This window comes from Streptomyces sp. NPDC058086 (assembly GCF_042885015.1).
Classification (GTDB): Bacteria; Actinomycetota; Actinomycetes; order Streptomycetales; family Streptomycetaceae; genus Streptomyces.
The window spans coordinates 24,895-50,285 of the sequence record NZ_JBHVST010000026.1; the positions used below are offsets into that span (position 1 = coordinate 24,895).

The window sequence follows — 25,391 nt, forward strand, 5'->3', positions numbered from 1 at the left end:
CCTATGCATCGACTCGTACCGTGAATTCACCCTCGGCGACCCGCGCCCGCAGCGCCTCGCCCTGCGCCAGCTCGTCCGGATCCCGGACCACATGACCGTCGGCCTTCTGGAGCACCGCGTACCCCCGTTGGAGGGTCGCGGCGGGGGAGAGGGCCACCACACGCGCGTGGGTGTGCGTCAGCTCCGAGTCGGCGCGGTCGAGCAGATGCCCGAGCGTGCGCCGCCCGCGGTCCAGCAGCGCGGCGACCTGGTCGGCGCGCTCGTCGACCATCCGGTGCGGATCCTCTATCGAGGGCCGGGCCAGCGCGTGCGCGAGCCCGCGCTCCTCCCGGTCGATGAAGGACTGGACACTCCGCCGCGCCCGGTCCCGCAGGAACCGCACCCGCTCGTACTCCTCCCCGACGTCCGGCACGACCTTCTTGGCCGCGTCCGTCGGCGTGGACGCGCGCAGGTCGGCCACGAAGTCCAGCAACGGGTTGTCGGGCTCGTGCCCGATGGCCGACACGACCGGCGTACGACAGGCCGCGACCGCCCGTACGAGCTGCTCGTCCGAGAACGGCAGCAGGTCCTCCACGCTGCCGCCGCCGCGCGCCACGATGATCACGTCCACGGCGTCGAGCGCGTCCAGCTCCTTCACGGCCTGCACGACCTGCGGCACCGCGTGCACCCCCTGCACGGGGACGTTGCGCACCTCGAAGCGGACGGCCGGCCAGCGGTGCCGCGCGTTCTCCAGCACGTCCCGCTCGGCCGCCGACGCCCGCCCGCACACCAGTCCGATGAGCTGCGGCAGGAACGGCAGGGCCTTCTTGCGATCGGCCGCGAACAGCCCCTCGCTCGCCAGGGACTTCTTCAACTGTTCGAGGCGCGCGAGGAGTTCTCCGACGCCGACCGGCTTGATCTCGGTGGCCCGCAGCGACAGCTGCCCGCGCGGCGCGTACCACTCCGGCTTCGCCAGGACGACGACGCGGGCGCCCTCGCTCACCACGTCCGCCACCGCCTCGAACACCTGCCGGTAGCAGGTGACGCTCACCGAGATGTCGTACGACGGGTCGCGCAGGGTCAGGAAGACGACGCCCGCGCCGGGGCGCCGCGACAACTGGGTGATCTGCCCCTCGACCCACACCGCGCCGAGCCGGTCGATCCACCCTCCGATGAGCCGCGACACCTCACCGACGGGCAGTGGGGCGTCCGCGGACGTGTTGAGAGCCATGCGCCCGAGACTAACGGCCCCCACTGACACGAAGCCCGCACGCGTTCTTGGCGCGGAGCGCCGTGGTTTTCCTGGCGCGGAGCGCCGAAGCAGCCCCCGCTACACGCGGACGCGACCCCGTCGGGCCGGCAGCACCCCGCCCCCAAGGCCAACCACACCGCACCGACCACCGGAGCGGCCCCGTACGCCTCCACGATCACGGGAACGGTGACCGCCGAGGCTGCGCCGCAGTCCGTACCCGGCACCGGTCTCGTCGGCCGCTCCGGCGGTGGTCTGCGTGTCGGACATCGTGCCTCCCAGGGGTCGCGTCCCGCCCACCCCGCCCAGCTCCCCCTCAGCCTCCCCAAGGAGGCGATCTTTGACGCGCCGAGTGCGGCCTTACGATGGGTGCCATGACTGCTTCGCCTGGCCGCCGTGTCCTGCTCGCCGCCCCCCGTGGCTACTGCGCGGGCGTGGACCGCGCCGTGATCGCCGTCGAGAAGGCCCTTGAGCAGTACGGGGCCCCGATCTATGTCCGCCACGAGATCGTCCACAACAAGTACGTCGTGCAGACCCTGGAGAAGAAGGGCGCGATCTTCGTCGAGCAGACGGCCGAGGTCCCCGAGGGGTCCATCGTCATGTTCTCGGCGCACGGCGTCGCCCCGGTCGTCCACGACGAGGCCGCGGCCGGCAGGCTCGCCACCATCGACGCGACCTGCCCGCTGGTCACCAAGGTCCACAAGGAAGCCGTCCGGTTCGCGAACGAGGACTTCGACATCCTGCTGATCGGCCACGAGGGCCACGAGGAGGTCATCGGCACCTCCGGCGAGGCGCCCGACCACATCACTCTTGTGGACGGCCCCGAGGATGTCGCCAAGGTCGAGGTCCGCGACCCCTCCAAGGTCGTGTGGCTCTCCCAGACCACGCTGTCGGTCGACGAGACGATGGAGACGGTCGACGCGCTGAAGGAGAAGTTCCCGCAGCTCATCTCCCCGCCCAGCGACGACATCTGCTACGCCACGCAGAACCGCCAGCTGGCCGTGAAACAGATGGGTGAGGAAGCGGACCTGGTCATCGTGGTCGGCTCGCGCAACTCCTCCAACTCCGTGCGCCTCGTCGAGGTCGCCAAGCTCGCGGGGGCGCGGGCGGCGTACCTCGTGGACTTCGCCGACGAGATCGAGGAGGGCTGGCTGGAGGGTGTGACGACGGTCGGTGTCACCTCGGGCGCCTCCGTCCCGGAGGTCCTGGTCGAGCAGGTCCTGGAGTGGCTCTCCGCCCGTGGCTTCGAGGACGTCGAGATCGTCAAGGCGGCCGAGGAGTCCATCACCTTCTCGCTGCCCAAGGAACTGCGCCGCGATCTGCGCGCGGAGGCGGCGGCGCTGGTGGAGCAGCGCACGGCGGCCGGTGCTTCCGCCCCCTCCGAGAAGTAACTGTCAGTCGTACGACGTAGCGTAGGGCCATGCAGATCTTCGGCGTGGACATCGGCGGATCCGGGATCAAGGGTGCCCCTGTGGACCTGGACCGCGGCGAACTGACGGAGGAGCGCTACAAAGTGCTCACTCCCCATCCTGCGACCCCGGACGCGGTGGCCGACGGCGTGAAGGAGGTCGTCGGTCACTTCGGCTGGACGGGAGCCGTCGGCATCACCTTTCCCGGGGTGGTCACCGGCGGCGCCACGATTCGTACGGCTGCCAATGTCGACAAGGCGTGGATCGACACCGACGCGCGGGCCCTGCTGGCCGACCGGCTGGGCGGCCTCCCGGTGACGGTGCTGAACGACGCGGACGCGGCGGGCGTCGCCGAGATGCAGTTCGGCGCCGGGCGTGACCGTCAGGGCACGGTCCTCCTGCTCACCTTCGGTACGGGTATCGGCAGCGCGCTCTTCGCCGACGGCGAGCTGGTTTCGAACACCGAGCTGGGACACCTCGAGCTGAACGGCCACGACGCGGAGAAGCGTGCCTCCACCAAGGCCAAGGAGGACCACGAGCTGACCTGGGAGCACTGGGCGCGCCGGGTCACGAAGTACCTCGCCCATGTGGAAATGCTCTTCTCTCCCGAACTCTTCATCATCGGCGGCGGCGTCAGCCGCAAGGCCGACAGGTTCCTGCCGCTGATCGAGGGCATCAAGGCGGAGATCGTCCCGGCGCAGCTGCAGAACAACGCGGGGATCGTGGGCGCGGCGATGCGGGCGGCGAAGTCCGCGTAGGCCCTCCGGGGCGCAGGGGGCGGCACCGGGAGCCCGGCGCCCGTGTGGTCGCGCCCCTCGTGTCCGTCGCGCCCCCGGTGTCCGTCGTGTCCGTCAGGCCGGACGGCGGCGCGGCCGGATCCCCGGGCGGGGCCCCTGGGCCGCCCTGCGCTGGGCGGCCCTGCGGATCATCAGACGGACCTTCCGTACGGTGGTGATGACCCCCGCGACCAGCGTCCCCCCGTACAGCCATCCCGCCTGGGTCGCCAGCGCGGTGACCAGCCCCATCAGCTCGCCCCCGATCCCGCCGCCCCCGTCGGCGACGGGCAGCAGCCCGAACGCGAAGGCGATGGGCACGACGACGGGCGCGGTGACGAGGTCTCCCCTTCGCACCCACAGCGCGGTCAGGGCCGCCACCGGCAGGAACAGCACCCCGTAGACCACCAGCGACGCCCCGAAGAGCAACTGGTCGAGACAGGCGAGCGCGAACATCGTCGCCCCGCAGAACAGTCCGCCGCCGAGCCCGGTGAGCCGGGGGTTCGGCATCCGCCGTCGCGTCGGAGCGGGCCTGGGAGCGGGCCTGGGCGCGGGTGCGGGCCGCCGCGCGGGGGGCGTACCCCTGCGTACGCCGTCGGCCGTGGCGCGCCCGGTCTGGGCAGGCAGAGGTGCGCCGCGTCGCGGTCTGTACTGAGGGGGACGCGTCCTGTGTTGCTCCACTGGACCAACTTAGGTCGGTTTATGTGCGGAATAGCCCCTCAGACACGCCGATGGGTCGACCTTGGCCATGCGTTCGATACGTCGCCGGTAAGGGACCTCGCACCCCGTAGACTGGTGGATCGGCCCGCGCACCTTCGCGGACCTGTCGCCCACCCTCACGTACGGGAAGTCGCAACGTGTCGCTCACGATCGGAATCGTCGGTCTGCCCAATGTCGGCAAGTCGACCCTGTTCAACGCCCTGACCAAGAACGACGTGCTCGCGGCCAACTACCCGTTCGCCACGATCGAGCCCAATGTGGGCGTGGTCGGAGTCCCCGACGCCCGGCTGACCAAGCTGGCCGAGATCTTCGGCTCGCAGCGCGTCCTTCCGGCGACGGTCGACTTCGTCGACATCGCGGGCATCGTGAAGGGCGCCTCGGAGGGCGAGGGCCTGGGCAACAAGTTCCTCGCGAATATCCGTGAGTCGGACGCGATCTGCCAGGTCATCCGCGCCTTCAAGGACGAGAACGTCGTGCACGTCGACGGCAAGGTCTCGCCCAAGGACGACATCGAGACGATCAACACCGAGCTGATCCTCGCGGACCTCCAGACCATCGAGAAGGTCCTGCCGCGCCTCCAGAAGGAGTCGCGCATCAAGAAGGACATCGCTCCCAAGGTCGCGGCGGTCGAGGCGGCGAAGGAGATCCTGGAGAAGGGCGACACGCTCTTCTCGCAGGGCATCGTCCAGGGCTCCGGCAACGAGGAGCTCCTGCACGACCTCCACCTCCTGACCACCAAGCCGTTCCTCTACGTCTTCAACGTGGACGAGGACGAGCTGGTCGACGAGGACTTCAAGGCCGAGCAGCGCACCCTGGTCGCCCCCGCCGAGGCGATCTTCCTCAACGCCAAGCTGGAGGCGGACCTCGCCGAGCTCGACGAGGAGGACGCCATGGAGCTCCTGGAGTCGGTGGGCGCCGAGGAGCCGGGCCTCGCCACCCTCGCCCGCGTCGGTTTCGACACTCTCGGCCTGCAGACCTATCTGACGGCCGGCCCCAAGGAATCCCGCGCCTGGACCATCAAGAAGGGCGACACCGCCCCCGAGGCCGCCGGAGTCATCCACACCGACTTCCAGAAGGGCTTCATCAAGGCGGAGGTCATCTCCTTCGAGGACCTCGTCGACACGGGCTCGGTCGCCGAGGCCCGCGCCAAGGGCAAGGCCCGCGTGGAGGGCAAGGACTACGTCATGCAGGACGGCGACGTGGTGGAGTTCCGCTTCAACGTTTAGCGGGCGCTGTGGCGTGGATGCGGTGATCTAGCAAACGTGCAGTTCAGGTGGGGTCGGCCCGGGTTGGGGTCGGCCCCGTTGGCGTATGCGTGGCTGGATTCGCGCTGGATTTTCTGACGTTTCGTCATCTGTCGTCATCTATTGCTCTGGGGGGCACCGATTTCACGTGTGTGCAGGTTCGAATCTCTGGCGGGGGACACGGAACACGGGAACGAGGGAACTGCTGGTCGGTGGGGTGTGCTGGTGGACCGGCTCAAGGCGTAGTGGCTGACGGGTACGAGGATTCCGTCGTTGGGGGCTATCGACCTCCGCATTCGATGATGCATCGGCGGCGACGCTGTTGTCGCTTGCCTTGCCCGGTGCTCCTCACTTCGTCTTCGCCTGGTCGAACCAGATGGTGTCGGCGGTTGGCGACATGCCTGCCCAGAAGAGCACTTGGGGCACCGGGCGCTGTGTCCAGGGCAGCTGTGTGATCACCAGTGCGCAGAGTATGGCCCAGGCCGCCTGACCCAACACGATCCGGGCCCAGAAGCCACGGCGGACCAGGGAGCTCAGGTTCAGCCGCACGCCGGTGCGTAGCGTGCGGTAGCGGCGCCGAGCGCCGAACGCCCAGATCGCCGTCATGGGTACGAGCGACCGCAGTCGGGTGCCGAGCGGCATGGGCAGGGCCTTCTGTACCTCACCCTCGACGGCGAGGAGATCCGCCATGGCGCCGGCTAGCGCCAGACAGAGCAGGGCGAGCCGGCGGGTGCCGCGGAGCAGGCGGTAGGTGGCGCGGTCGAGGCCGTGGCTCAGCGATGTGGAGCCGGGGACGGCGGCGAGCGCGTCGGCGTACAGAGCGGCCGCCTCGGAGGCCTTCGTGCCCGGGGCCTTGGCGGCTTTGGCGGTCTGCTGTGACAGGGCGAACTCGTGGGTGGGGTCGAGGCGCAGGATGTAGTGCTCGAGGGCGTCCATCGCGTTTCGGCCACCGGCCACGGCGGCGATTTTCCAGAGGGTCTCGTACACGCCGACCTCTTCGGGCCCGAGGCGTATCGCCTCACGCGCGGCCCGCTCCGCCTCATCCCGCTGCCCGAGACTGCGCAGCAATGGGCGCGCAGGTTGACCGAGTCGTAGTCCTCCGGCGCCAGCTTCAACGCCTCGTCGAGTGGGGCGAGCGCGTGAGTACTCTCGCCGGCGATCCGGTGGCAGCGCGCCCGGCGGGTCCACGCGCGTGCGTCACCGGGGTCCTCCGCGAGGCGGCGCGCAGCAGGGCTTTGGCGTCCTAGTGCCGGCCGAGCTCGAGCAATGCGGCCGCCTGCAGGGGCAGCGGATGATCGGTCACAGCTTCCGCTGCCCCTGCAGGCGGCGACCGCCAGGTCGAGGACCTCGACGTCCACGAGGCTGTCGACCGGCCCGGCCGTGAAGCGGATTCTTGTTCTGTCGTTCGTCCTGGACGCCGGGCTACGACCGTGCTCGGGCGACAATCCTCGGGATGATGAGGTTGTGGAAGGGCTGGATCGCCTTGAAGTAGAGGTGCCCGGCCCGTCGGTGGTAGCGCACGACTGTGGTGCATACGCCTTCCAGGCCCGCGGCCCCTGCCCGTACGGCGAAGGAGGTGCGGAAGTCCAGGTGCTTGTCGTTGTCGCCGGCGAGGACCTCGCCGTCGGAGACCGTCAGGATCCGGAAGGGACCCAACCGCGTGCCGGGTTCCACCCGGATCTCATCGCGGGCGACACGCTTCTGGACCTGCAGCCCGAACGGCGCCATCAGCTTGTCGCGCAGGGTCAGCAGCCCGTGCACCCATTCCGGTGTCCCTGCAAGCACGGTCCGGGTGAAGTCCACGGCACTGGTACCCGGGGCCAGGTCCACAGCGACCGCGTCCACGTGATCGCAGCCGCCCAGGCTCGCCACCGCCGCGTCCGCAACGGGTACGACGTTCCTACGTGCGTGCGTTTCTGTCCTCTGCCCCACGGTTCGTCCCGTCCCCTCTCATGGATGACCACGACTGTATGGCCACGACTCCTACGTATGGTCCTTGATGTCGCAGACGAGGGCGCCGGAACCGAGGGACGCGCCTGTCTCGGCGGTGAGGCCCATGACGGTGCCGGAGCGGTGCGCATTGATGGGCTGTTCCATCTTCATCGCCTCCAGTACGACGACGAGTTCGCCCTCAGTGACCTGCTGGCCCTCCTCGACGGCGACCTTCACGATGGTGCCCTGCATCGGTGATGCCTCGCGGCCCGGCGAGCATTCCGCAGGACCCGCAGCGTGCCCAGCAGCGGAGGGCTCGCGGAGCCGTGCAGCAGCGCCGCTCCGCGTGCCAGTACCGCGTCGGCCGTCAGCAGCTCGATCTCGACGAATGCGTTCAGTAGTGCTTGGCCAGGGGCCGAGACCTGGGTGGGCAGCTCATGGGCTGCCTCCAGGGCGGCCCGGGCCGCCCTGACCTCGTGCTCCACCAACAGGCGCAGGCCCGGCGGCTCATGCCCCGCCGCGAGGTCCGCCACCGTGACCGAGAAACGCGCCAGCGTCTGAGCCGGAATGCCAGGTCGCCCTTCCGTGATGTCCTCGGCGAGATCATTGACGAAGTCCAGTCGCTGGCTGCCGTCGATGAGCGTCCGGCACATCGCCCGGTACCGGCCGTCGTCGTCCTCAGGACCCAGCAGTACGGCAACCAGCATGAAGGCGGGCAGTGAGTAGGCGTCCACGTAGGCCTGGTAGTCGGCCTCCGAGACGAAGCCGGTGAACTCCAGCTCGGCGCCGGCGGTGGACAGATACTCCTCCACCACCCCCCGAAGCCGTGGATACGCGGCGACGGTGTGCAGCAACGTGCGGGTCAGCGGGTCGTCGGCCACCCCCGTTTCCAGCGCCTTGCGCACCCGCCGCTCCCAGGACGCCCACGCCGCGATCCGCTGCGGCTCAGGGCCGGTGTCCAGCACGTTGTCCCCGTGGTGCATCACGGCCGTCGCGGCCACCACATGCGGCAGCACCGACGGCGGCAGCAGCAAACGGGCCGCCAGGTAGGAACTACGGCGAAACCGCGCCACCAGCCGACGCCCGTCGTCGTAGTCGTTCCGCAGCTCCGGTTCCCGGACCCCAGCCGCGGTCAGGCTCCGCTTCCACGTGCTCACCTTCGTCACCGTCCCGGGCATTGCCCGGCCTGTGCCTGGACATCTGTGCGTAGGTCGGCGGCAGCAATGGTGTTGCCGGCGATGAGGACCGCGGCGTCCTCCACATGCTCGTCCTCGGGTCCGAGCAGCATGTGTCCTGCGGTGATGAGAAGTTCAGTCACGCCGACTCCTGTGGTGTTCCTTGTGTTGGTCCTGGTGGACCTTGCTGGTCTCGCGCTGACAGAGGATGCAGTCCGCCGAGCCCGTCGAGATCCAGACGCCGAACGGGCCGGGGACGGGCAGCGGATGGGGCACGAGACGGATGGACCGTCCGCGGCGCTCTCCGAGGCGTCGGCACAGCACAGCCACCGTAACGGCGGCTCAGTGCCGAGGGATTGAAGCTCCCGTTTGCAGCGCCGACGCAGCTTGCGCTCGTTCAAGACCGTCCTCTCGCATGTCTGACCCTCGCGCCGCCGGTCGGACAGCATGGGCTCAGGTGGGGTGACCAGAGGCAATCTCCGGGTAGTTCACGGTTCCGCGTGGTTGACGGCCGTCGCGTGGTGCCCGTCGTCAGCATCCGGGTGAGCGGCTGCTTCTGTATCTGTTTCTACGTCTCTACCGTCTACGTCACGTACGCGACTGGTGTCGTCCAGGTCATTGCGTGTCCTGCTGCTTCGCCTCGGCCTGTTCGAGGCGGTAGACGACGTCGAGGAGGTCCATGACCTGTTTGCGGCGCTCGGCGGACAGATGGCCCGCCCGCATCGCCATCAGCTTGACGTCGCTCTCCGGCGAGGAATCGGCCAGGCGTGCCTGGGTCTCGGCAAGCAGCTTCAGCTGCTCGGAGACGCGGTTGTTCGTTTCCGTGTCGAGGAAGTAGGCGGCCGGCACGCCGAAGAAACCGGCCAGGGCTTCCAGGTGCTTGAGCGTCGGATTGTTCTTGATGCCTTTGCGCAGCTGCCAGATATAGCTCTGCGAAATGGTGACGCCCGTGCCCCTGATGGCGGCCGCGACCTGCTCGTTGCTGTACTCGTGGCCCACGTCGGGCCGTACGTTCGCAAAGAGCTCGTTGAGCTTGTCGGCAAGATTGCGGTTCGCCCCCTCGGCCATGGTGCCTCCCCGCGCTCTTCCACTGAGGTGAATGTGGACAGAGTGTAGCGAGCCCATACCAGTTGAACCAGGGGAACCTGTGGTCTAGGGTCTTGACACACGACGATCTCAACTGTGGTGAAAGCCCGGCCCGTCGAACTCTGTTCCTGAGTCGACGGACGACCACCGGGCGAAGCCATCGGTTGGCTCCACTCAGGGGGAGAGGGTGCTGTGGTGTCGGCAACGTCGGTGACGGGGGAGATCGCTGAGGAAGCGATCGTCCCGGCAACACCGGAAGAAATTGGGGGAGTTCTGGACCGGGCAGTGGAGCGGGTGCCGATCCGCCTGCTGTCAGGGGTGAGTTCGCCCCGCACGTCGGGCGCGGACGACCGGCACGTACGGGCGCTCGCCGAACTGGACGTACCCCTACCGCCCGTCGTCGTGCACCGCCCGACGATGCGGGTGCTCGACGGGGTCCACCGGATCAGGGCGGCGGAACTGCGGGGGGAGAGCGACGTCGAGGTCCGGTACTTCGACGGCCACGAGGAGGAGGCCTTCCTGCTCGCTGTCCAGCTCAACTCGGCACAAGGCAAACCGCTGTCGCTCGACGACAGGACCGCGGCCGCGCTGCGCATCGTTGCCTCGCACTCGCACTGGTCGGACCGGCGCATCGCCTCGGTGACCTGTCTGTCGGCCAAGGCCGTCGCGGTTCTCCGGGGGTGTTCGACCGGGGGTGGGCCGCAGTCGAACAAACGGGTGGGCCTCGACGGCCGCGCACGACCACTGCATCCGGCCGAAGGGCGCTTGCTCGCGGGTGAGTTACTGGCGCAGGACCCGCACCTCTCGCTGCGCGAGCTCGCCCGGCGTGCGGGGACGTCCGTGGCGACGGCGAGCGATGTACGTCAACGGTTCCTTCAGGGCCGGGAGTTGCTGCCGACGAGACTGCGCGGCGGTGGACCGCCCGAGGACGGCGGGCCCCGGTCCCATCGTCACGATGACGGTGGCGGTTCGAGCGGCACGGGCGTCCCCGGCGGCTTCGGCGGCGCGGGCCGCCCCGGAAGCCCCGCCCTGCTCGAAAGTCTGCGCCGCGACCCGTCCGTCCGGCACACCGAATCGGGGCGCAGGTTCCTTCAGCTGCTCAGCATTCACCCGACGGGCCCTTCTGAATGGCAGAGGCTCGTCCATGACGTCCCGGCCCATCGCGCCGATGTCGTCGCGCGTATCGCACGGGATTACGCGGAGGCGTGGCTTCATGTCGCGCGCACGCTGGAAAGCAATTCATGACCGTCATGCGATTAGTCCGGTGTGCCAGGCTCTGGTTGGACATTCCTTGTCGTCGAAAAGATGCCCGAATAGCGTTCTGAATCGCTTGAGGAATCCTCAACGCCCGTAAGTGCACGGGACTCTCGGAAAACTCTTCGACGAACAGGGGAAGTTCCATCATGAGATTGAAGAAGCCGCTGATCGGTGCCGTACTCACCGCCACCATGGTGGCCGGCGTCGCCGGCACCGCGTCGGCGCACACCCAGGCGCCCCACACCGCCCCGGTCGCCGCGGCCGAGGCGGCACAGGGCTACTCGGACAGCGACGTGGTCGCCTTCCTGGTCTTCGGCCAGGGCAAGGCCGCCGAGGACCACCCGGAGCTGGCCCAGCAGATCCGCAGCCGCCGCTCCGACGCCTCGGTGACGCCCGCGCAGCTGTCGTACCTGATGGCCAAGCTGCACCAGGCCGACCCGGCCTTCCACACCAAGGTGACGAAGGCCGTCCAGGCCAAGGACCCGTTCGTGGTGCAGCAGGGCATGGTGGCGCTGAACGACAACCTCAAGGCGGCCATCGCCTCGGACAGCAAGGCCAAGGCCCTCAACAGCGCCGACATCGCGCGCCCCAACGGCTGGGTGTGGACCAAGTCCAACATCGTGACCGTGGCGAACGTCGCGGCCGGCATCAACATCGCCGCGGGCACCAACGTCGCCGCGGGCGCGGAGGTCGTCGTGGTCGTCGTGATAGCCCCGGCCGCGGCCAGCTACGGCTTCGACCTGAAGCAGTCGGACCAGCTCGACGAGAACGACTTCGTCGCGGCGGTCACCCCCGCACAGGGGCATCAGTACGGCCGGAAGTGTTCCGTCCATTCCAGGGGGAAAGGAAAACCGCGCATGTCGACGCCTGTCGCAAGGCGGCAGCTCTACATCTTCGCGACCACGCTGGCGGTCATGGTCGCCTACCTTCTCGTCGCGCTCTTCTACACGCTGCCGAGCAACGCGCTCAGCAGCCGGCATTCCAAAGGCGCACGTCAGTACTTCAACGATGTCACCCCGCAGGTCTGGGCCTTCTTCACGAAGGACCCCGAGGGCGTCCAGATCGGCACGTACGCCTTCGACGGAAAGCACACCAAGAATCTCCTGAAGACTCCGCAGGGCAGCCCGTCGAACCTCTTCGGACTCGACCGCAGCCAGCGTGCCCAGGGCCCCGAGATCGCGTACATCAACACCTCGGTGACCCAATGGAATGCGTGCGCGGGCAATTTGGAGATCTGCCTGCATGAAGCGGCCGCACGCCCCGCCGAGAAGGTCAAGAACCGCAACCCCGTGAGGACCGTGTGCGGGGACTCCTTCATCACTCAGGAACGCGTCGTGCCCTGGTCGTACCGGAATCTGGTGACGTACGACCGGCGCGTCACCAGAATCGCCCACCTGGATGTCTCATGCTCATAACCGCCCGTTCGGCCGTTTCCGCATTGGTCGAAGAGCAGGCCGCCCGGCTCCAACTCCGGCTTTCCACCTTTGACTTCCGCTCGCGCTGGTTCGGCGTGGGACGCTCACTGATCTGCTTCGCCGAGCTGACGGTGGTACTCATCACTCCGTCGAAGGCGCTGCTCACCCCGGTCCTGACCGTCAGTGATGGCGCGCGCTGCGAGGGAGTGCGTGCCGCGTCCGCGTACTGCCTGGTGGGAGGCACCTCCCACGCGGAGTATGCCCGCTGGATCCTGGTCGCCGTGCTCCTGGTGGCTGCCGTTGGATACCGGCCGCGCTGGACGGCGATCCCACAACTGTGGGCCATCTACTCGATCGCGGTGAGCATCACCGTGCCGGACGGCGGCGAATCCGTGAGCATGATCATGTCCCTCCTCATGCTGCCGATCGTCCTGACGGACAACCGGAGGTGGCAGTGGAGCCCGCCGGTGAAACCGCTGCGCCCGTCCGGGCACGCTATCGCCTACGCCGCCTTCTGGGCGGTCAGACTCCAGCTCGCGTACATCTATCTCGATACCGCCATCAGCAAGTTCGGAGTCGCCGACTGGGCCAACGGCACGGCGGAGTACTACTTCCTGCGGGACAACATGTTCGGCGTCGCCAAGCCCTGGGACGGGCCGCTGCTCGCGCTCTCCAAGTACCCGCTGATCGTGGTCGGCATGACCTGGGGCGCGCTCGTCGTGGAACTCCTCATCGCTGTCTGCATCCTGGGCTCCGACCGCCGGCGCAAGGTGGGCCTGGTACTGGACATACTGCTGCACGGCTCGATCGTCCTGCTGATGGGCCTGTGGAGCTTCGCCCTCGTCATGATCGGCTGCTCGGTCGTAGCGTCGATGCCGCTGTCGCGTACGGGGCCGGCTGCGACGCCTGACGAACAACTTCCCGTTGAAAAAGGCACCAATGACACCTCAGTTGACCGCTCACCGGCAGTGCTAGGTTGAATCCGTGGCCAAGCTGGAAGTCCTGAGTGTTTCCGCGGGTTACCGCGGGCGGCCCGTTCTCCGGGATGTCAATCTCGAATACGGCGAGGGAATTCACGTACTGCTCGGCCCGAACGGCGCCGGCAAGACAACGGCATTCCGCGTGCTCGCCGGGATCCTCGCGCCCTTCGAGGGCACCGTCCTCGTGGACGGCGCCGACCCGCATGCGCACACGGAGGCCAAGTCCCTGATCGCCCTGGCCACGCACCGCTCGGCGCTCGCACCGCGGCTGAGCGTCGTGGACAACCTGCGGTACTGGGCACGCGTCCTCGGCCTGCCGCCGGGGCCGTCGGAGAAGCGGATCGCGGAGGTCCTGGACCTGCTCGGCCTGGCCGACCTCGCGGACCGCCGCATCGGCAGTCTCAGCCGCGGCCAGAACCAGCGAGCGGGGCTGGCGAAGGCGTTTCTCGGGCGCCCCCCGATCCTGCTCCTGGACGAGCCGATGTCGGGCCTCGACCCGACGACGACAGCCCAACTCACCGGGTATCTACGAGGGTTGGCGAACGAAGGGCACACGGTTGTCGTCTCCACGCACGCCCTGGCCGACGCGAACCGCTTCGCCGACGACGTGACGGTGTTGCAGGAGGGACGCATCGTGGGCCGAGGCGAACCGGCCGCCCTGCGCACCGCCCTGCTGGGCAGCGCCTACCGGCTGCGCATCCGGGGCTCCGGCGACGTGCCGGCGGTCCTTGACCGGCTGGGCCTGCGCTACGAGGAGCAGCAGGGCGCCGTAGTCGTGGAGGTGCCCGATGAGGGAGCGGTGGAGGTGCTGGTCGCCGACCTGGTGAGGGAGGGCATCGGCGTACGAGAAGTGGTCCCCGCCCGGAACCCGCTGGAGGACGTCTACCAGCAACTGCAGACGGAAGGCGCATCCCGTGACGCGACGTAGCGTCTCCTTCGACGTGACCCGGGCCAGGATCCTGGCGTCCGCGCTGCTGTGGCGGATGAGACGGGAGCGGCTGCGGAACTTCGCGACGGTGTTCCTTCCGTTCGTGCTGACGGTCGCCTCCGTGGTCGCCCTGCCCCTTGTGTCCGACGACTCGGACATGAACGGCGCGGCCAGCAGCGCCCGACTCGGCCTGCAGTACGGGGCGCACGCGGACACGGTCGCGGCCGGGCTGCTGCTCGTCCTGATGCCCGGCGTCATCGCCTTGCACGGCACGGTCGGCGCGGGCCTTGCGGTGCGCAACGTGGTCGGCGCGGAGGCCGGGGTCGGCGCGCTCGAGGCGATGCTCGGCGCCCCGTACAACCCCGCGAGCATCGCGGGCGGGTTGCTCGGCTACGTACTCGTCGTCACGACCGGCCAGTGGGCGGTGATGAGCGCGCTCGGCGCCCTCGCCGTCGCGCTGTCCAGCGCCCTGCACCACGACAGCCTCACGCCGAGCGCCGGTTATCTGACGCTTGCCCTGGTGCTCCCGCTCCTGGCCACCTGGGCGGGCGCTGCCCTCGCCCTGCTGCTCAACCTGCTCTTCCCGCGGCTGTCCCAGCCCGGCGCCGGCGCCCTGGCGGGCAACGGCGGCGGCCTGGTCAGCCTGGTCGCGATGCTGCCAGGCTTCGGCGCCCTGCTGGCGATGTCCATCGCCCTGGACCCGCTGGGTCCGACCAGGCTGCTGTTGTACGCGGGCGGGGTGACCGTACTGATCACGACGGGCAGCCTGGTGGGAATCGCGAGGGGCTTCCGCCCGGAGTCGGTGCTGTCGTCATCGACGTGAGGCACGTCGAGTACGACAGCCACCCGCCACAACCAGGCAACCAGGCAACCAGGTAAGGAATTCGGTGATGTTCATGGTGATGGTGAAGGTCCTCGTCGACATCCGTCCGTCGCTGGTGGCGCTGCCCTTCCACCGCGCCTTCACACGGCCGGTGGTGGAGATCGACGGCGTGGAGTGGCCCGCGAGGTGGGGCACGACGGAGGTGTCGGTCGAGGCGGGAGCTCACGAGATGGCCGTCTTCTTCCGCTACAAGGGCCAGCGCACGGCCCGACTCGGCGTAGGGACGGAGGAGTTGACGGTGCACAGCGATGCGGGCACACAGCCGCGGGTGATGGCACGCCTCGGCCCGCGCAACGGCAGCAGCTTCAAGGTCGAGTCCGTCTGAGGCACCGGGGAGAAGGGACACATGCTCCAAAAGTCGATCGTGCAGTGTTCGGCGGGACACCTCTACATGGCCACCTGGATACCGTTCGTCGGCATTAAGTCCCTGCGCCTCACCCCGTCCACGCGGTACGCCCGCTGCCCCGTCGAGAAGCACTGGGCGGTGGTCAGCAGGCCGGACCCGTCGACCCTCACCGAGGAGCAGTTCGCCGCGGCGCAGTCGCACGACGTTGGGTGGATGTAGACACGACGCGGAACCGGGGCGGAGACCGGCGCTGAGCGTGCCGAAAACCCGTCCGGCCTGCGGTGGAGCGGGTTGGGCGGCCTCTTCGCGCACCTGCGCACCTGGGGTCGGGCCGGGCTGTCGGTGGTGGGCAGTAATGTCGGGCCGGTGGGGAAACGTGAGCGGAGTCTGCTCGCCGAGGGCGTCGGACTGCACGAGGCCGCGCGGGGTGTGCTCGCCGATCACGCCCGCGCGCTCGAAGCGGTGCGCGCGGCGCTGGCACCGATCCACGCCGAACTCGTCGGCAAGGAGCTTGGGTCCATCCCCGTCTCCCGGCTGAAGGACGTCACCGAGGGGCGGTTGCGGCTCGGGGCGCTGGAGACGGCCGGGTTCCCGTCGGTGCGGGCGGTGTACGAGGCGGGGCGGTACGAGCTGCGGCAGCTGCCGGGGGTGGGCGCGCAGACCGCCGACCGTGCCCTCGCGGCGGCGCGGCAGCTCGCGAGGGCGGTGGAGGAGACCGTCTCCGTACGGATGGACGTCGACCGGCCCGAGCCCCGTACGACCGCCCTGGTGATCGCGCTGCGCACCCTTGTCGAGGCCGGTCCCGAGCTGCGCCGGGCCGTGGACGCGGCGACGCGGCTCGACGAACGGCTCGGGGCGCTGCTGCCCGCGGCCCGGCCCGCAGGCGGACGGCTGGGGATGGTGCTCGCGGGGCGGGAGCGGCGGCAGAGCGCGCTCGACGCGGTCGCCGAACTGCGCGAGCTGACCGGCGACGCGGGCGCCCGTGACGTACGCCTGCTGCTCGCGCAGGCCTCGACCGACCTGCTGCGGACGCCCGCCTCCGAGATCGAGGCGTGGGTCGACTTCGAGTTGCGCTCCGCGGAGTACTACAGCCAGCTCGCCGAGGTCTGCGAGCACCGTTCGGACGTGGCGGCCGCCGAGGGCTTCCTGCCGTCGGAGGTCGCCGGGCGAGTGCACGCCCAGGCGCTGGACGACACCCGGCGCCGGGTCTCGCTGCGCGGCTACCAGGACTTCGGCGCCCGGTTCGCGCTCGCCCAGCGCCGGGTCGTCCTCGGCGACGAGATGGGGCTCGGCAAGACCGTGCAGGCCATCGCCGTACTCGCGCATCTCGCGGCGGACGGGCACAGTCACTTCCTGGTCGTCTGCCCGGCGAGCGTACTGATCAACTGGACGCGCGAGATCGGCGCACGCAGCACGCTGCGGGCCCTGCCGGTGCACGGCGCGGAGCGGCTGGACGCCTACGAGGAGTGGCGGGAGCGCGGGGGCGTCGCGATCACCACGTACGACATGCTGCACCGCCTGCCCGTTCCGGACGGTGAGGGGACGAAGCCGGGGATGGTGGTCGTCGACGAGGCGCACTACGTGAAGAATCCGGACACCCGCCGCTCCAGGGCGGTCGCGGCCTGGACGGGGCAGTGCGAGCGCGTCCTGTTCCTCACCGGGACGCCCATGGAGAACCGGGTCGAGGAGTTCCGCACCCTCGTCCGTTACCTTCAGCCGGCCCTCCTCCCCGCGATACGGCACACCACCGCGGCCGCCGGCCCGCATGCCTTCCGCAAGTCCGTCGCCCCCGCCTATCTGCGCCGCAACCAGCAGGACGTTCTCACCGAACTGCCCGCGCTGGTGGAGGTCGACGAGTGGGAGGAGTTCAGCGCCGCGGACCGGGAGGCGTACCTCAGGGCGGTCGAGGACGGGAACTTCATGGCGATGCGCCGGGCCGCGTACGCCGACGCGGAGAAGTCCGCGAAGCTCGGGCGACTGCGCGAACTGGTGGCCGAGGCGGCGGAGAACGGCCTGAAGGTCGTGGTGTTCTCCTACTTCAGGGATGTGCTGGGGACGGTTCAGCAGGCGTTGGAGGCGGGCCAGGACGGCCTGGGGACGGGGCAACGGGCGCGGGCGAGGGCCGTGTTCGGGCCGGTCTCCGGTGCCGTGCCCGCCGCACGCCGGCAGCGTCTCGTGGACGAGTTCACGGCCGCTCCCGGTCACGCGGTCCTCCTCTGCCAGATCGAGGCCGCCGGTATCGGTCTCAACCTTCAGGCCGCGTCCGTGGTCGTCCTGTGCGAACCGCAGGTCAAACCCACGATGGAACACCAGGCCGTGGCCCGCGCCCACCGCATGGGCCAGGTCCGCCCCGTCCAGGTGCACCGCCTCCTCGCCACCGACAGCGTCGACCAGCGCCTGCGGCACATCCTCAAGAACAAGAGCCGCCTCTTCGACGCCTACGCCCGCCGCAGCGACACCGCCGAACAGAGCCCGGACGCGGTCGACATCTCCGACAGCGCTCTCGCCCGCCGCATCGTGGAGGAGGAGCAAATACGACTGGCGGGCAGCGTGGGGCCGGGGCAGGGTGGTGCACGGGAGCCGTGAGGGTCACGGCTGAGTGGACCAGGGGGCGGCATGAGCAGGGTGTGGCTGATCACCGGAGCCAGTAGCGGGTTCGGGCGGGCGATCGCGGAGGCGGCGCTCGGGGCGGGCGACGTGGTCGTCGGCGCGGCGCGGCGCGTGGAGGGGCTCGCGGATCTCGTCGCCGCGCACCCCGAACGGGCCGAGGCTGTGCCGTTCGATGTGACCGACGCGACGGCGGCCGAGGACGTCGTGCGGGGGGTCGTGGAGCGGCACGGGCGTATCGACGTGCTCGTCAACAACGCCGGGCGCACGCACGTGGGGGCCATGGAGGAGACCGGGGACAGTGAGCTGCGCTCGCTCTTCGATCTGCATGTGTTCGGTCCGGCGGCACTCGTGCGGGCCGTGCTGCCGTACATGCGGGCCGAGCGGTCCGGCGCGATCGTGCAGATGAGCAGCATGGGCGGGCAGATGTCCTTCGCGGGCTTCTCGGCGTACTCAGGTACGAAGTTCGCGCTGGAGGGGATGTCGGAGGCGCTCGCCGACGAGGTGAAGGAGTTCGGGATCAGGGTGCTGATCGTCGAGCCCGGCGCGTTCCGTACCGCGCTGATGGACAGCACCCGTGCGGGCGTCAGCCCCGACCTCGGCGTGTACGACGACTCGGTCGGCGCCACCCGCCGCATGGTCGAGACCGCCGACGGCACGCAGCCGGGCGACCCCGCGAAGGCGGCGGCCCTCGTCCTGGCCGCGCTGGACGCCGAGCACACTCCGCTGCGCCTGCCCCTCGGCGACGACGCGGTCACCGCCGTACTCGACCACCTCGACCAGGTGCGCGGTGACATCGCGATCTGGGAGAAGCGCACGCGGAGCACGTCTTTCGACGAGTGACCGCCGACGGGGCGTCGTAGAACCCCGGACCGCCTATCCCCGGGCCGGCCCCGTCTTCACGCCCGCCCCGCACAACGGCACCACCGCCGTACGTCCCCCGAGCACCCCTTCCCGTACCGCCGCCCAGCACGCCACTCCCGTCGACTCGACGTACAGGCCCCGCGACGCCAAGTCCCTCTGGGCGTGCCGGATCTGGTCCTCCGTCACCGTGAGGAACGTGCCGCCGAGGGCACGTACGGCGCGCAGGATCTGGCGGGCCCGGGGCGGGCGCGGGATGGCGATGCCCTCGGCGAAGGTGGGGGCCGGGGGAGTGATGCCGACCAGGTCGTCCGCGCCCTCGGCCCAGGCGTGCGCGAGCGGCGCCACCGCGGCGGCCTGGACGGCGTACAGCGCGGGCCGCCGGTCGATGAGCCCCGCCCCGTGCAGCTCGGCGACGGCGAGGGCGGCGCCGAGGAGCAGCGTGCCGTTGCCGACGGGGACGACGATGACGTCGGGCAGGCGCCCGCCCAGGTCTTCCCAGAGCTCGTGCACGTACGTCTTCGTACCGTGCAGGAAGTACGGGTTGAAGACGTGCGAGGCGTAGAACGTGCCCGGGAGGTCCGCGGCCTCGCGCGCCGCCCGGGCCGTCGCCTCCCGGTCCCCGTCCACGACGTGCGTCCGCGCCCCGTGCGCCTCGATCTGCTCCAGCTTCTTCGGCGACGTGTCCTCGGGGACGTACACCGTGCAGGGCAGCGCGGCCCGCGCGCAGTACGCGGCGATCGCCGTCCCCGCGTTTCCGCTGCTGTCCGCGATCACCTGCCGTGGCCCCAGCCGCAGTGCCAGCTCGGCGAGCATGACGGCGCCGCGGTCCTTGAAGGACAGGGTCGGCATCAGGAAGTCCAGCTTGGCCGAGATGCCCCCGCGCAGCTCCACCAGCGGGGTGCGGCCCTCGCCCAGGCTGACCGTGGGCGCGGCCAGCGGCAGGCACTCCGTGTACCGCCACAGTGAGTTCACGCGTCCGGTCAGGGACTTGAGGGGCGCGGGGGTCGGTGCGAAGTCCAGGTCGAGCGGACCGCGGCAGACCGGGCAGCACCAGTCGAGCGAGCCGCCGGGGACGCGCGTACCGTCCGCCGGGCAGAAGCAATCCGGCAAAGGTGTCATGGGCGCAGGCTATGCGTGCACCTCGACGTCCTCGGGGAACGGCTCCGGGTCCGTGACCCACCCCGCCGCGAGGACGAGCCGCGAGGTGCGGTGCAGAGCGAGGAAGCCGAAGGGGCGGTCGAAGGTGGCTTCGATCGTGGTGGTGACGTAGCGGAGGTCGGGGATGCCCGCGGCGGCGAAGCCGAAGGCCGTCACCGCCGCGGCCCGGAAACCGAGGGCGCCGAACTTCGCCATGGCGGACTGGCGGGCGGAGGCCACCGCCAGGGGCGGCCGGTCGCCGATGCCGGGAAAGTGCCCACGGCTCAGGTCCCTCGCGGTGGTGAGTCCGAACAGGCTGTGCCGTTCCAGCAGATCGTGGTCGGTCGTCAGTTCGTACGCGACGGTCGTGACGTGAAGAGTCGGCGGCTGGGGCCGTTCACAGCGCTCTTTCACTACGCGCAGGCCGGGGCCCACATCGCCGTAGGGGAGCTGTGGACCGGGCACGACCGATTGGGTGCGGGCGAGGATGTCCATGCCCGCGCCCAGCACCTGTCCAGGGCCCATCCGTTCCTCGCCGAGCAGGAGATGGACGTCGATGCCGTTGCTGCCCAGCACCTTCAGTTCGGTGACGCACCCTTGCGGTGTGTCCGCCATCCCGATCCGGTCGAGCAGCGTGCTGCTGCGGTGCAGCCCCAACAGGGTCCGTTCCTGCCACGGTCCCGTCTCCGGCAGCAGCGGGTACTCCTCGAAGGGGCGCAGCCACTGGGTCCGCAGGGCGAGTGCGCTGGCCAGTACGAGCACGGTCTCCTCGGACAGCTCGACCGGCATGCGCTCGATGAGTCCCCCCGTCCGCCGTGCCGCCCACGCGTCGAGCGTTTCGTGGTCGGTGGCAGGGTCACCGGTGAGCTCTCCGCGTGTCCCGTCGGGCAGCCCCGCTGCCCACTTCTCGCGTACCTCCAGCTTCCGGTCGTTCCACAGTCCGACAGCCGAGTCCAGCCCCCGGATCGCGTTGAGCGCGGCCATGAACTCCCTTGCGTGGTAAGCCGCCTCGTCAGCGGGAAATCCCACCGCCGCCGCCAGTTCCGCCCGCGCCGCCCCCGTCGCCCCGTCCGCCAGGAACCCGAGCAGCGGCCACACCCCCGCCGCCGAGAACACCGTCGCGGTGGGTGTCTCGCGCGCCCAGCGCGACGTCAGCCCGTTGACCGCGTCGATCGTCGCGTTCGTGATCCGCATTCCGTCCTCGCCCCCGGCCATGCCGCCCCACCGTGCCGCACTTACGATGCGCCCAACTGTGCGGCGAACATATGCCCGTCGTACGTCGGTGCCGTACTGGTTTTCCGTACGGCCGAGCCCGCCCGGACTAGGAGCAGAGCACTCGTGGCCGTACCCCCGCCGCCCGGGCCCGAGCGGCCCGAGGGCCCGTACCCGCCGCCCGTTCAGGGGCAGTATCAGGGGCCGTACCAAGGGCCGTACCAAGGGCCGTACCAGGTCTGGGGTCAGGGCTACTCCCCGTACAACCGTCCCGCGCCCGTCAACGGGCTCGCGATCGTCGCGCTCGTGCTCGGCGTCCTCTGCTTCCTGCCCGGCGTCGGGCTGGTCCTCGGGATCGTCGCGCTCGCGCAGATCAAGAAGCGGGGCGAGCGGGGCAAGGGGCTTGCGGTGGGCGGCATGGTGATGTCCTCGATCGGTGTCGCGCTGCTCGTCCTGGCCGTCGCCACCGGCGGCGCGAGCGACTTCTGGGACGGCTTCAAGGGCGGGATGAACGACTCGGCGGGCAAGGGCACAGGTACGGGCACGGGCACGGTCTTCTCACTCAGGAAGGGGGACTGTTTCGACGAGCCGGGCGACTCGCCGAAGGGCATGACCGTCCGCATCGACAAGGTGCCGTGCGCCGCGAGGCACCACGCCGAGGTGATCGCGAACTTCGCCACGAGCGGCGCGCGTTACCCCGGCCGCGGCAGTCTGCTCGATGTCGCCGACGCCAAGTGCCGCGCGTTCGAGCGCGCGTACACGATGGATGCCTGGGCCGTCCCGGACGATGTCCGGCTGTACCACTTCATCCCGACCCGCGACAGCTGGAACCTCGGTCGTCACTCGATCATCTGCATGCTGGAGAGCGGGGACGGCAAGAGCGGCCTGAAGGGTTCGCTGCGCAAGGACGACTTCACCCTGAACGCGGACCAGTTCGCGTATCTGCGGGCCGATGACACGCTCGACGAGGCCCTGCGCGCGGCGCCCGCCGCGAAGCACGTCGACGACGACCTGCGGAGTTGCAGGGAGTGGGCGACCAAGGTGTCCGTCGCGCTCGACGACGAGGCACATCTGCTGCGCGGACACGGCTGGTTCCCCGCCGCAGAGAAGCCCGTCGCCACCCTCGTCGACGACGTCGAGGCCTCGCGGAAGGAGTGGGCGAAGGCGGCGGCCGCCAAGGACGCGGGCACCTTCTCCGCCCACTACAAGAAGGGCCTGAAGCTCATCGACCCGAGGAGGACGGTCACCGCACGCAAGGTTCTGGGCCTCACCACCACCCCGCCGTCGAGCGACGGGGGCGGGGGCGGCCGGGGCGACGGGGGAAGCAGTGGCGGCCTGGAGGTGTGACGCGGGCTATAGCGGGGAGAAAGTGCCTGGGTAAAGCCCTCGGCGGGGATAGGTAATCACATCGAGTGATTCTCTGGCCTTCGCTTGCATGGCACAACCCACGGTTGCCAGGCTGTAGCTGTCTGTACAACCTGATGGGAGCGGCCAGTGACTTTCGGTGAGCAGCCGGCGTATCTGCGTGTCGCGGGTGATCTCCGCAAGAAGATCGTCGACGGTTCGCTGCCACCGCACACCCGCCTCCCCTCCCAGGCCAGGATCCGCGAGGAGTACGGCGTCTCGGACACGGTCGCCCTCGAAGCGCGCAAGGTGCTGATGGCCGAAGGTCTGGTCGAGGGCCGCTCCGGCTCGGGGACGTATGTGCGGGAGCGGCCGGTGCCGCGCCGGGTGGCCCGCTCCGGGTACCGCCCGGACAGTGGTGCGACCCCCTTCCGCCAGGAGCAGGCAGACCTGGCCGTGCGCGGCACCTGGGAGTCGCACAGCGAGCAGGCCGAGGCGAGCGGCGCGATCGCCGAGCGCCTCTCGATCCGGCCCGGCGACCGCGTGATGTGTACGAACTACGTCTTCCGGGACGCCGGCGAGGCGATGATGCTCTCCACCTCCTGGGAGCCCCTCGCCGTCACGGGCCGCACCCCGGTGATGCTCCCCGAAGAGGGCCCGCTCGGGGGCATGGGCGTCGTCGAGCGGATGGCGGCCATCGACGTGATCGTGGACAACGTCACGGAGGAAGTGGGCGCCCGTCCCGGCCTCGCCGAGGAACTCCTCGCGCTGGGCGGTGTCCCCGGGCACGTGGTCGTCGTCATCCAGCGGACATACTTCGCCTCCGGCCGTCCGGTGGAGACGGCCGACGTCGTCGTGCCGGCGGACCGGTATCGCATCGCGTACCACCTGCCGGTGAAGTAGGCGTAGGAGTTCACGGGCGGTCGGCGTCCGCGGGGCGGGGACCCCCTCGTTCCCGGGCGAGCCGACCGCCAAGTGCCCCGCGTGCGAGGTCGGTTGCAATCTGGCCTTTCTCAAATGCCCTGCCCCGGGCGGAGTTCGCGCTGCCTGACGGGCGCACGGAGGGCGCTCGACGGCGCGTTCGTACCCATGCGCCCCCTCCGTCTTGGCTGGTTGCGTACCTCTTTGTGTAAAGGCGTATTCGCTGCGTGAAGGTTAGGCGTACGCTCGGGCATATGCGGATTGCGGTTTCCTTAGAGTGTGGGGCACGGCGCGGGCCGGGGGCGGGAAGTGGAGGGGCTCGATGAACGACGGCACGATCACTCTTCCCTGGCTCGTCATACGGCAGGACGACAACGGCAATCGCTATCGCGTCGGCAGGTACGCGACCCGGGCCGAGGCCCAGAAGATCGCGGACAGCCTCGACGACCGCGGCCACAAGCAGCTCTACTGGGTCGAGCGGATCGCGCAGAACGGATCCAGGTGACGGTGTGACGGTGTGACGGTCCCGGCCCGGGTCCGACGTCCTGTCCGTGTCCGGTGTGCCCTGCCGTAGGCTCCGGCGCATGGACGAAACGATCGTGGTGGTGGGCGGCGCCCTGCTGCACGACGGACGCCTCCTCGCCGCGCGCCGCAGCGCACCCCCCGAACTGGCCGGACGCTGGGAGCTGCCCGGTGGCAAGGTGGAACCGTACGAGGCCCCCGAAGCCGCCCTCGTACGCGAACTGCGCGAGGAACTCGGCGTCACGGCGGAGTCCGTCGAGCGCGTCCCGGGGGAGTGGCCCCTGCGGACGCCGTACGTCCTGCGTGTGTGGACCGCGCGGCTGCTTCCCGGCTCGGCCGACCCCACGCCCCTCGAGGACCATGACGAGCTGCGCTGGCTGAGCCCGGACGAGCTCTGGGACGTGGACTGGCTGGACCAGGACGTCCCCGCCGTGAAGGCGGTGCTGCGGCGCTGGGACGGCTGAGGCGCCGGCGAGCCGAGGGCCGGGCTTCGCGCACCGACTCCTCTCTTTGGGGGACAGCGGTGACATGTCTTTGGGGGACACCGGTGACATGCGAGGTGCGGGCGCGGGCGCCGGTGCGCGGCGCTGTGTGTACGGCTTTCGGGGGCGGGAGAGCGCGAGCCGTGTCCGCGGCTCGGAGTCCGGTACGCCGTTCGTGCCACAGTGCGCCCACCTGTGCGGTAAAGCGTCCCGGATATCGGGTATGTGCCCATTAACCCCACGAAACCGGACATGGGTGGGTTCCTGGCCTGGGAAGTGATCGGCGTGATCGACACCGAAGGCGACTGTGCCGAGTGGAGTTTCCCCGCGGAGCCCGGTGCCGTCCGTACCGCCCGTGCCGTCGTCCGGGGGCAGCTGCGCACCTGGGGGTTGGATTCCCTCGGTGATGTGACCGCGCTGCTGGTCAGTGAGCTGGTGACCAACTCGCTGAGGCACGCCACCGGCCCCATCGGTGTCCGTCTGGTCAGACCCGGGGGCCTGCCGGGTGCCCTCCTCGTGGAGGTCTCCGACCCGTTGCCCGACCCGCCCCGCGAGCGGTCCGCCGACGCGGACGACGAGAGCGGTCGAGGGCTGCAACTGGTGGCGGGGTCGTCGCGGCGTTGGGGTACCCGGCCCGGGGACACTGGAAAGACGGTGTGGTTCGAGCTGGGGGTGCCCGGCTGAGGGTGCCGACGGTGCCGGGCCGAGGGCGCGGACGGTGCCCGGTCGAGGGGCCGGGCGGTGGCCTGTCGAGGGGCCGGGCGGTGGCCGGTCGAGGACGCTGACGGTGCCCGGCTGAGGGTGCGTCGGCTGTCGTGCTGAGGGTGTGTCGGACGGAGGGTGGGGCGACCGATTGGTTCAGGCCACCAGAGTTGTCCGGAGTCTTTGATTCGAGGGGGCGCCACCTGGTTAGAAGACTGGGAGTA

Annotated in this window: 26 protein-coding genes and 1 pseudogene; 17 read left to right on the forward strand and 10 right to left on the reverse strand. The window is 69.9% G+C overall.

What is annotated here, in order from left to right:
- Nucleotide 1: 1 nt before the first annotated feature.
- Entirely contained in the window at nucleotides 2-1,210 is a 1,209-nt protein-coding gene (gene xseA, locus ACFVWD_RS21555; RefSeq protein ID WP_389598105.1) for an exodeoxyribonuclease VII large subunit, read from the reverse strand.
- A gap of 383 nt (nucleotides 1,211-1,593) precedes the next feature.
- On the opposite strand from xseA, the gene ACFVWD_RS21560 reads away from it, so the two are divergent.
- A complete protein-coding gene (locus tag ACFVWD_RS21560) occupies nucleotides 1,594-2,619 on the forward strand; it encodes a 4-hydroxy-3-methylbut-2-enyl diphosphate reductase (protein WP_168510865.1) in 1,026 nt (341 codons plus the stop codon).
- A gap of 29 nt (nucleotides 2,620-2,648) precedes the next feature.
- Nucleotides 2,649-3,395: a polyphosphate--glucose phosphotransferase gene (ppgK, locus tag ACFVWD_RS21565; RefSeq protein ID WP_389598107.1), complete on the forward strand. Its 747-nt coding sequence runs from the start codon at nucleotides 2,649-2,651 to the stop codon at nucleotides 3,393-3,395.
- Between the two features lie 93 nt (nucleotides 3,396-3,488).
- Here ppgK and ACFVWD_RS21570 read toward each other — a convergent pair whose 3' ends face one another.
- Nucleotides 3,489-3,920: a DUF6542 domain-containing protein gene (locus ACFVWD_RS21570; protein WP_384912511.1), complete on the reverse strand. Its 432-nt coding sequence runs from the start codon at nucleotides 3,918-3,920 to the stop codon at nucleotides 3,489-3,491.
- Between the two features lie 347 nt (nucleotides 3,921-4,267).
- On the opposite strand from ACFVWD_RS21570, the gene ychF reads away from it, so the two are divergent.
- Complete coding sequence (gene ychF, locus ACFVWD_RS21575) at nucleotides 4,268-5,356, forward strand: redox-regulated ATPase YchF (protein ID WP_389598109.1); 1,089 nt, start codon at nucleotides 4,268-4,270, stop codon at nucleotides 5,354-5,356.
- Between the two features lie 366 nt (nucleotides 5,357-5,722).
- Here ychF and ACFVWD_RS21580 read toward each other — a convergent pair whose 3' ends face one another.
- From ACFVWD_RS21580 to ACFVWD_RS21605, 6 genes and pseudogenes are all read right to left on the reverse strand, one after another.
- Entirely contained in the window at nucleotides 5,723-6,442 is a 720-nt protein-coding gene (locus ACFVWD_RS21580) for a hypothetical protein (protein ID WP_389598111.1), read from the reverse strand.
- A 354-nt stretch (nucleotides 6,443-6,796) separates the two neighbouring features.
- Nucleotides 6,797-7,306: a DUF2867 domain-containing protein gene (locus ACFVWD_RS21585; protein ID WP_389598113.1), complete on the reverse strand. Its 510-nt coding sequence runs from the start codon at nucleotides 7,304-7,306 to the stop codon at nucleotides 6,797-6,799.
- A 51-nt stretch (nucleotides 7,307-7,357) separates the two neighbouring features.
- Nucleotides 7,358-7,651 (reverse strand): annotated as a pseudogene (locus tag ACFVWD_RS21590) (acetyl-CoA carboxylase biotin carboxyl carrier protein subunit); the annotation flags it as partial.
- Nucleotides 7,540-8,463, reverse strand: a complete 924-nt coding sequence (locus tag ACFVWD_RS21595) for a squalene/phytoene synthase family protein (protein ID WP_389598115.1) — start codon at nucleotides 8,461-8,463, stop codon at nucleotides 7,540-7,542. The pseudogene ACFVWD_RS21590 and the gene ACFVWD_RS21595, both read right to left, overlap by 112 nt.
- A 5-nt stretch (nucleotides 8,464-8,468) precedes the next feature.
- Nucleotides 8,469-8,624 carry a hypothetical protein gene (locus ACFVWD_RS21600; protein WP_389598116.1) on the reverse strand — a complete coding sequence of 52 codons (156 nt, stop codon included), beginning with the start codon at nucleotides 8,622-8,624 and terminating at the stop codon, nucleotides 8,469-8,471.
- A 472-nt stretch (nucleotides 8,625-9,096) separates the two neighbouring features.
- Entirely contained in the window at nucleotides 9,097-9,549 is a 453-nt protein-coding gene (locus tag ACFVWD_RS21605) for a helix-turn-helix domain-containing protein (RefSeq protein WP_389598117.1), read from the reverse strand.
- Nucleotides 9,550-9,885: 336 nt separating this feature from the next.
- On the opposite strand from ACFVWD_RS21605, the gene ACFVWD_RS21610 reads away from it, so the two are divergent.
- The 9 genes from ACFVWD_RS21610 to ACFVWD_RS21650 all read left to right on the forward strand — a co-directional run bounded on the left by ACFVWD_RS21610 (nucleotide 9,886) and on the right by ACFVWD_RS21650 (nucleotide 18,826).
- Nucleotides 9,886-10,812 (forward strand): ParB/RepB/Spo0J family partition protein, encoded by a 927-nt coding sequence (locus ACFVWD_RS21610; protein WP_389598119.1) that lies wholly within the window; start codon nucleotides 9,886-9,888, stop codon nucleotides 10,810-10,812.
- A gap of 158 nt (nucleotides 10,813-10,970) precedes the next feature.
- Nucleotides 10,971-12,239: a sporulation delaying protein family toxin gene (locus ACFVWD_RS21615; RefSeq protein WP_389598120.1), complete on the forward strand. Its 1,269-nt coding sequence runs from the start codon at nucleotides 10,971-10,973 to the stop codon at nucleotides 12,237-12,239.
- The gene (locus ACFVWD_RS21620) at nucleotides 12,230-13,219 is read left to right on the forward strand and encodes a sporulation-delaying protein SdpB family protein (protein WP_389598122.1); all 990 of its coding nucleotides are present in this window, start codon (nucleotides 12,230-12,232) and stop codon (nucleotides 13,217-13,219) included. Before ACFVWD_RS21615 ends, ACFVWD_RS21620 begins: the two co-directional genes overlap by 10 nt.
- A gap of 4 nt (nucleotides 13,220-13,223) precedes the next feature.
- On the forward strand, nucleotides 13,224-14,147 hold the full coding sequence (locus ACFVWD_RS21625; RefSeq protein ID WP_389598123.1) for an ABC transporter ATP-binding protein: 924 nt from the start codon (nucleotides 13,224-13,226) through the stop codon (nucleotides 14,145-14,147).
- Nucleotides 14,134-14,970 (forward strand): hypothetical protein, encoded by an 837-nt coding sequence (locus tag ACFVWD_RS21630; protein WP_389598125.1) that lies wholly within the window; start codon nucleotides 14,134-14,136, stop codon nucleotides 14,968-14,970. Before ACFVWD_RS21625 ends, ACFVWD_RS21630 begins: the two co-directional genes overlap by 14 nt.
- 67 nt (nucleotides 14,971-15,037) lie before the next feature.
- Nucleotides 15,038-15,355 (forward strand): hypothetical protein, encoded by a 318-nt coding sequence (locus tag ACFVWD_RS21635; protein ID WP_389598126.1) that lies wholly within the window; start codon nucleotides 15,038-15,040, stop codon nucleotides 15,353-15,355.
- Nucleotides 15,356-15,376: 21 nt separating this feature from the next.
- Complete coding sequence (locus ACFVWD_RS21640; protein ID WP_389598128.1) at nucleotides 15,377-15,595, forward strand: hypothetical protein; 219 nt, start codon at nucleotides 15,377-15,379, stop codon at nucleotides 15,593-15,595.
- Nucleotides 15,596-15,742: 147 nt separating this feature from the next.
- A complete protein-coding gene (locus ACFVWD_RS21645) occupies nucleotides 15,743-17,962 on the forward strand; it encodes a DEAD/DEAH box helicase (RefSeq protein ID WP_389598130.1) in 2,220 nt (739 codons plus the stop codon).
- Between the two features lie 30 nt (nucleotides 17,963-17,992).
- Complete coding sequence (locus ACFVWD_RS21650) at nucleotides 17,993-18,826, forward strand: oxidoreductase (protein ID WP_389598132.1); 834 nt, start codon at nucleotides 17,993-17,995, stop codon at nucleotides 18,824-18,826.
- Between the two features lie 33 nt (nucleotides 18,827-18,859).
- On the opposite strand, the gene ACFVWD_RS21655 is transcribed toward ACFVWD_RS21650, so the two are convergent.
- Nucleotides 18,860-19,966 (reverse strand): pyridoxal-phosphate dependent enzyme, encoded by a 1,107-nt coding sequence (locus tag ACFVWD_RS21655; protein ID WP_389598133.1) that lies wholly within the window; start codon nucleotides 19,964-19,966, stop codon nucleotides 18,860-18,862.
- Between the two features lie 9 nt (nucleotides 19,967-19,975).
- A complete protein-coding gene (locus ACFVWD_RS21660) occupies nucleotides 19,976-21,199 on the reverse strand; it encodes a serpin family protein (protein WP_389598135.1) in 1,224 nt (407 codons plus the stop codon).
- A gap of 123 nt (nucleotides 21,200-21,322) precedes the next feature.
- Here ACFVWD_RS21660 and ACFVWD_RS21665 point away from each other — a divergent pair, with 123 nt between their 5' ends.
- From ACFVWD_RS21665 to ACFVWD_RS21685, 5 genes are all read left to right on the forward strand, one after another.
- Complete coding sequence (locus ACFVWD_RS21665; protein WP_389598137.1) at nucleotides 21,323-22,543, forward strand: DUF4190 domain-containing protein; 1,221 nt, start codon at nucleotides 21,323-21,325, stop codon at nucleotides 22,541-22,543.
- Nucleotides 22,544-22,690: 147 nt separating this feature from the next.
- Nucleotides 22,691-23,443: a GntR family transcriptional regulator gene (locus tag ACFVWD_RS21670; protein WP_054228262.1), complete on the forward strand. Its 753-nt coding sequence runs from the start codon at nucleotides 22,691-22,693 to the stop codon at nucleotides 23,441-23,443.
- A 340-nt stretch (nucleotides 23,444-23,783) separates the two neighbouring features.
- Nucleotides 23,784-23,966 carry an SPOR domain-containing protein gene (locus tag ACFVWD_RS21675; protein ID WP_101400465.1) on the forward strand — a complete coding sequence of 61 codons (183 nt, stop codon included), beginning with the start codon at nucleotides 23,784-23,786 and terminating at the stop codon, nucleotides 23,964-23,966.
- Between the two features lie 79 nt (nucleotides 23,967-24,045).
- Complete coding sequence (locus tag ACFVWD_RS21680) at nucleotides 24,046-24,447, forward strand: (deoxy)nucleoside triphosphate pyrophosphohydrolase (RefSeq protein WP_389598138.1); 402 nt, start codon at nucleotides 24,046-24,048, stop codon at nucleotides 24,445-24,447.
- Between the two features lie 270 nt (nucleotides 24,448-24,717).
- Nucleotides 24,718-25,149 (forward strand): ATP-binding protein, encoded by a 432-nt coding sequence (locus ACFVWD_RS21685; protein WP_168495203.1) that lies wholly within the window; start codon nucleotides 24,718-24,720, stop codon nucleotides 25,147-25,149.
- Nucleotides 25,150-25,391 lie beyond the last annotated feature (242 nt).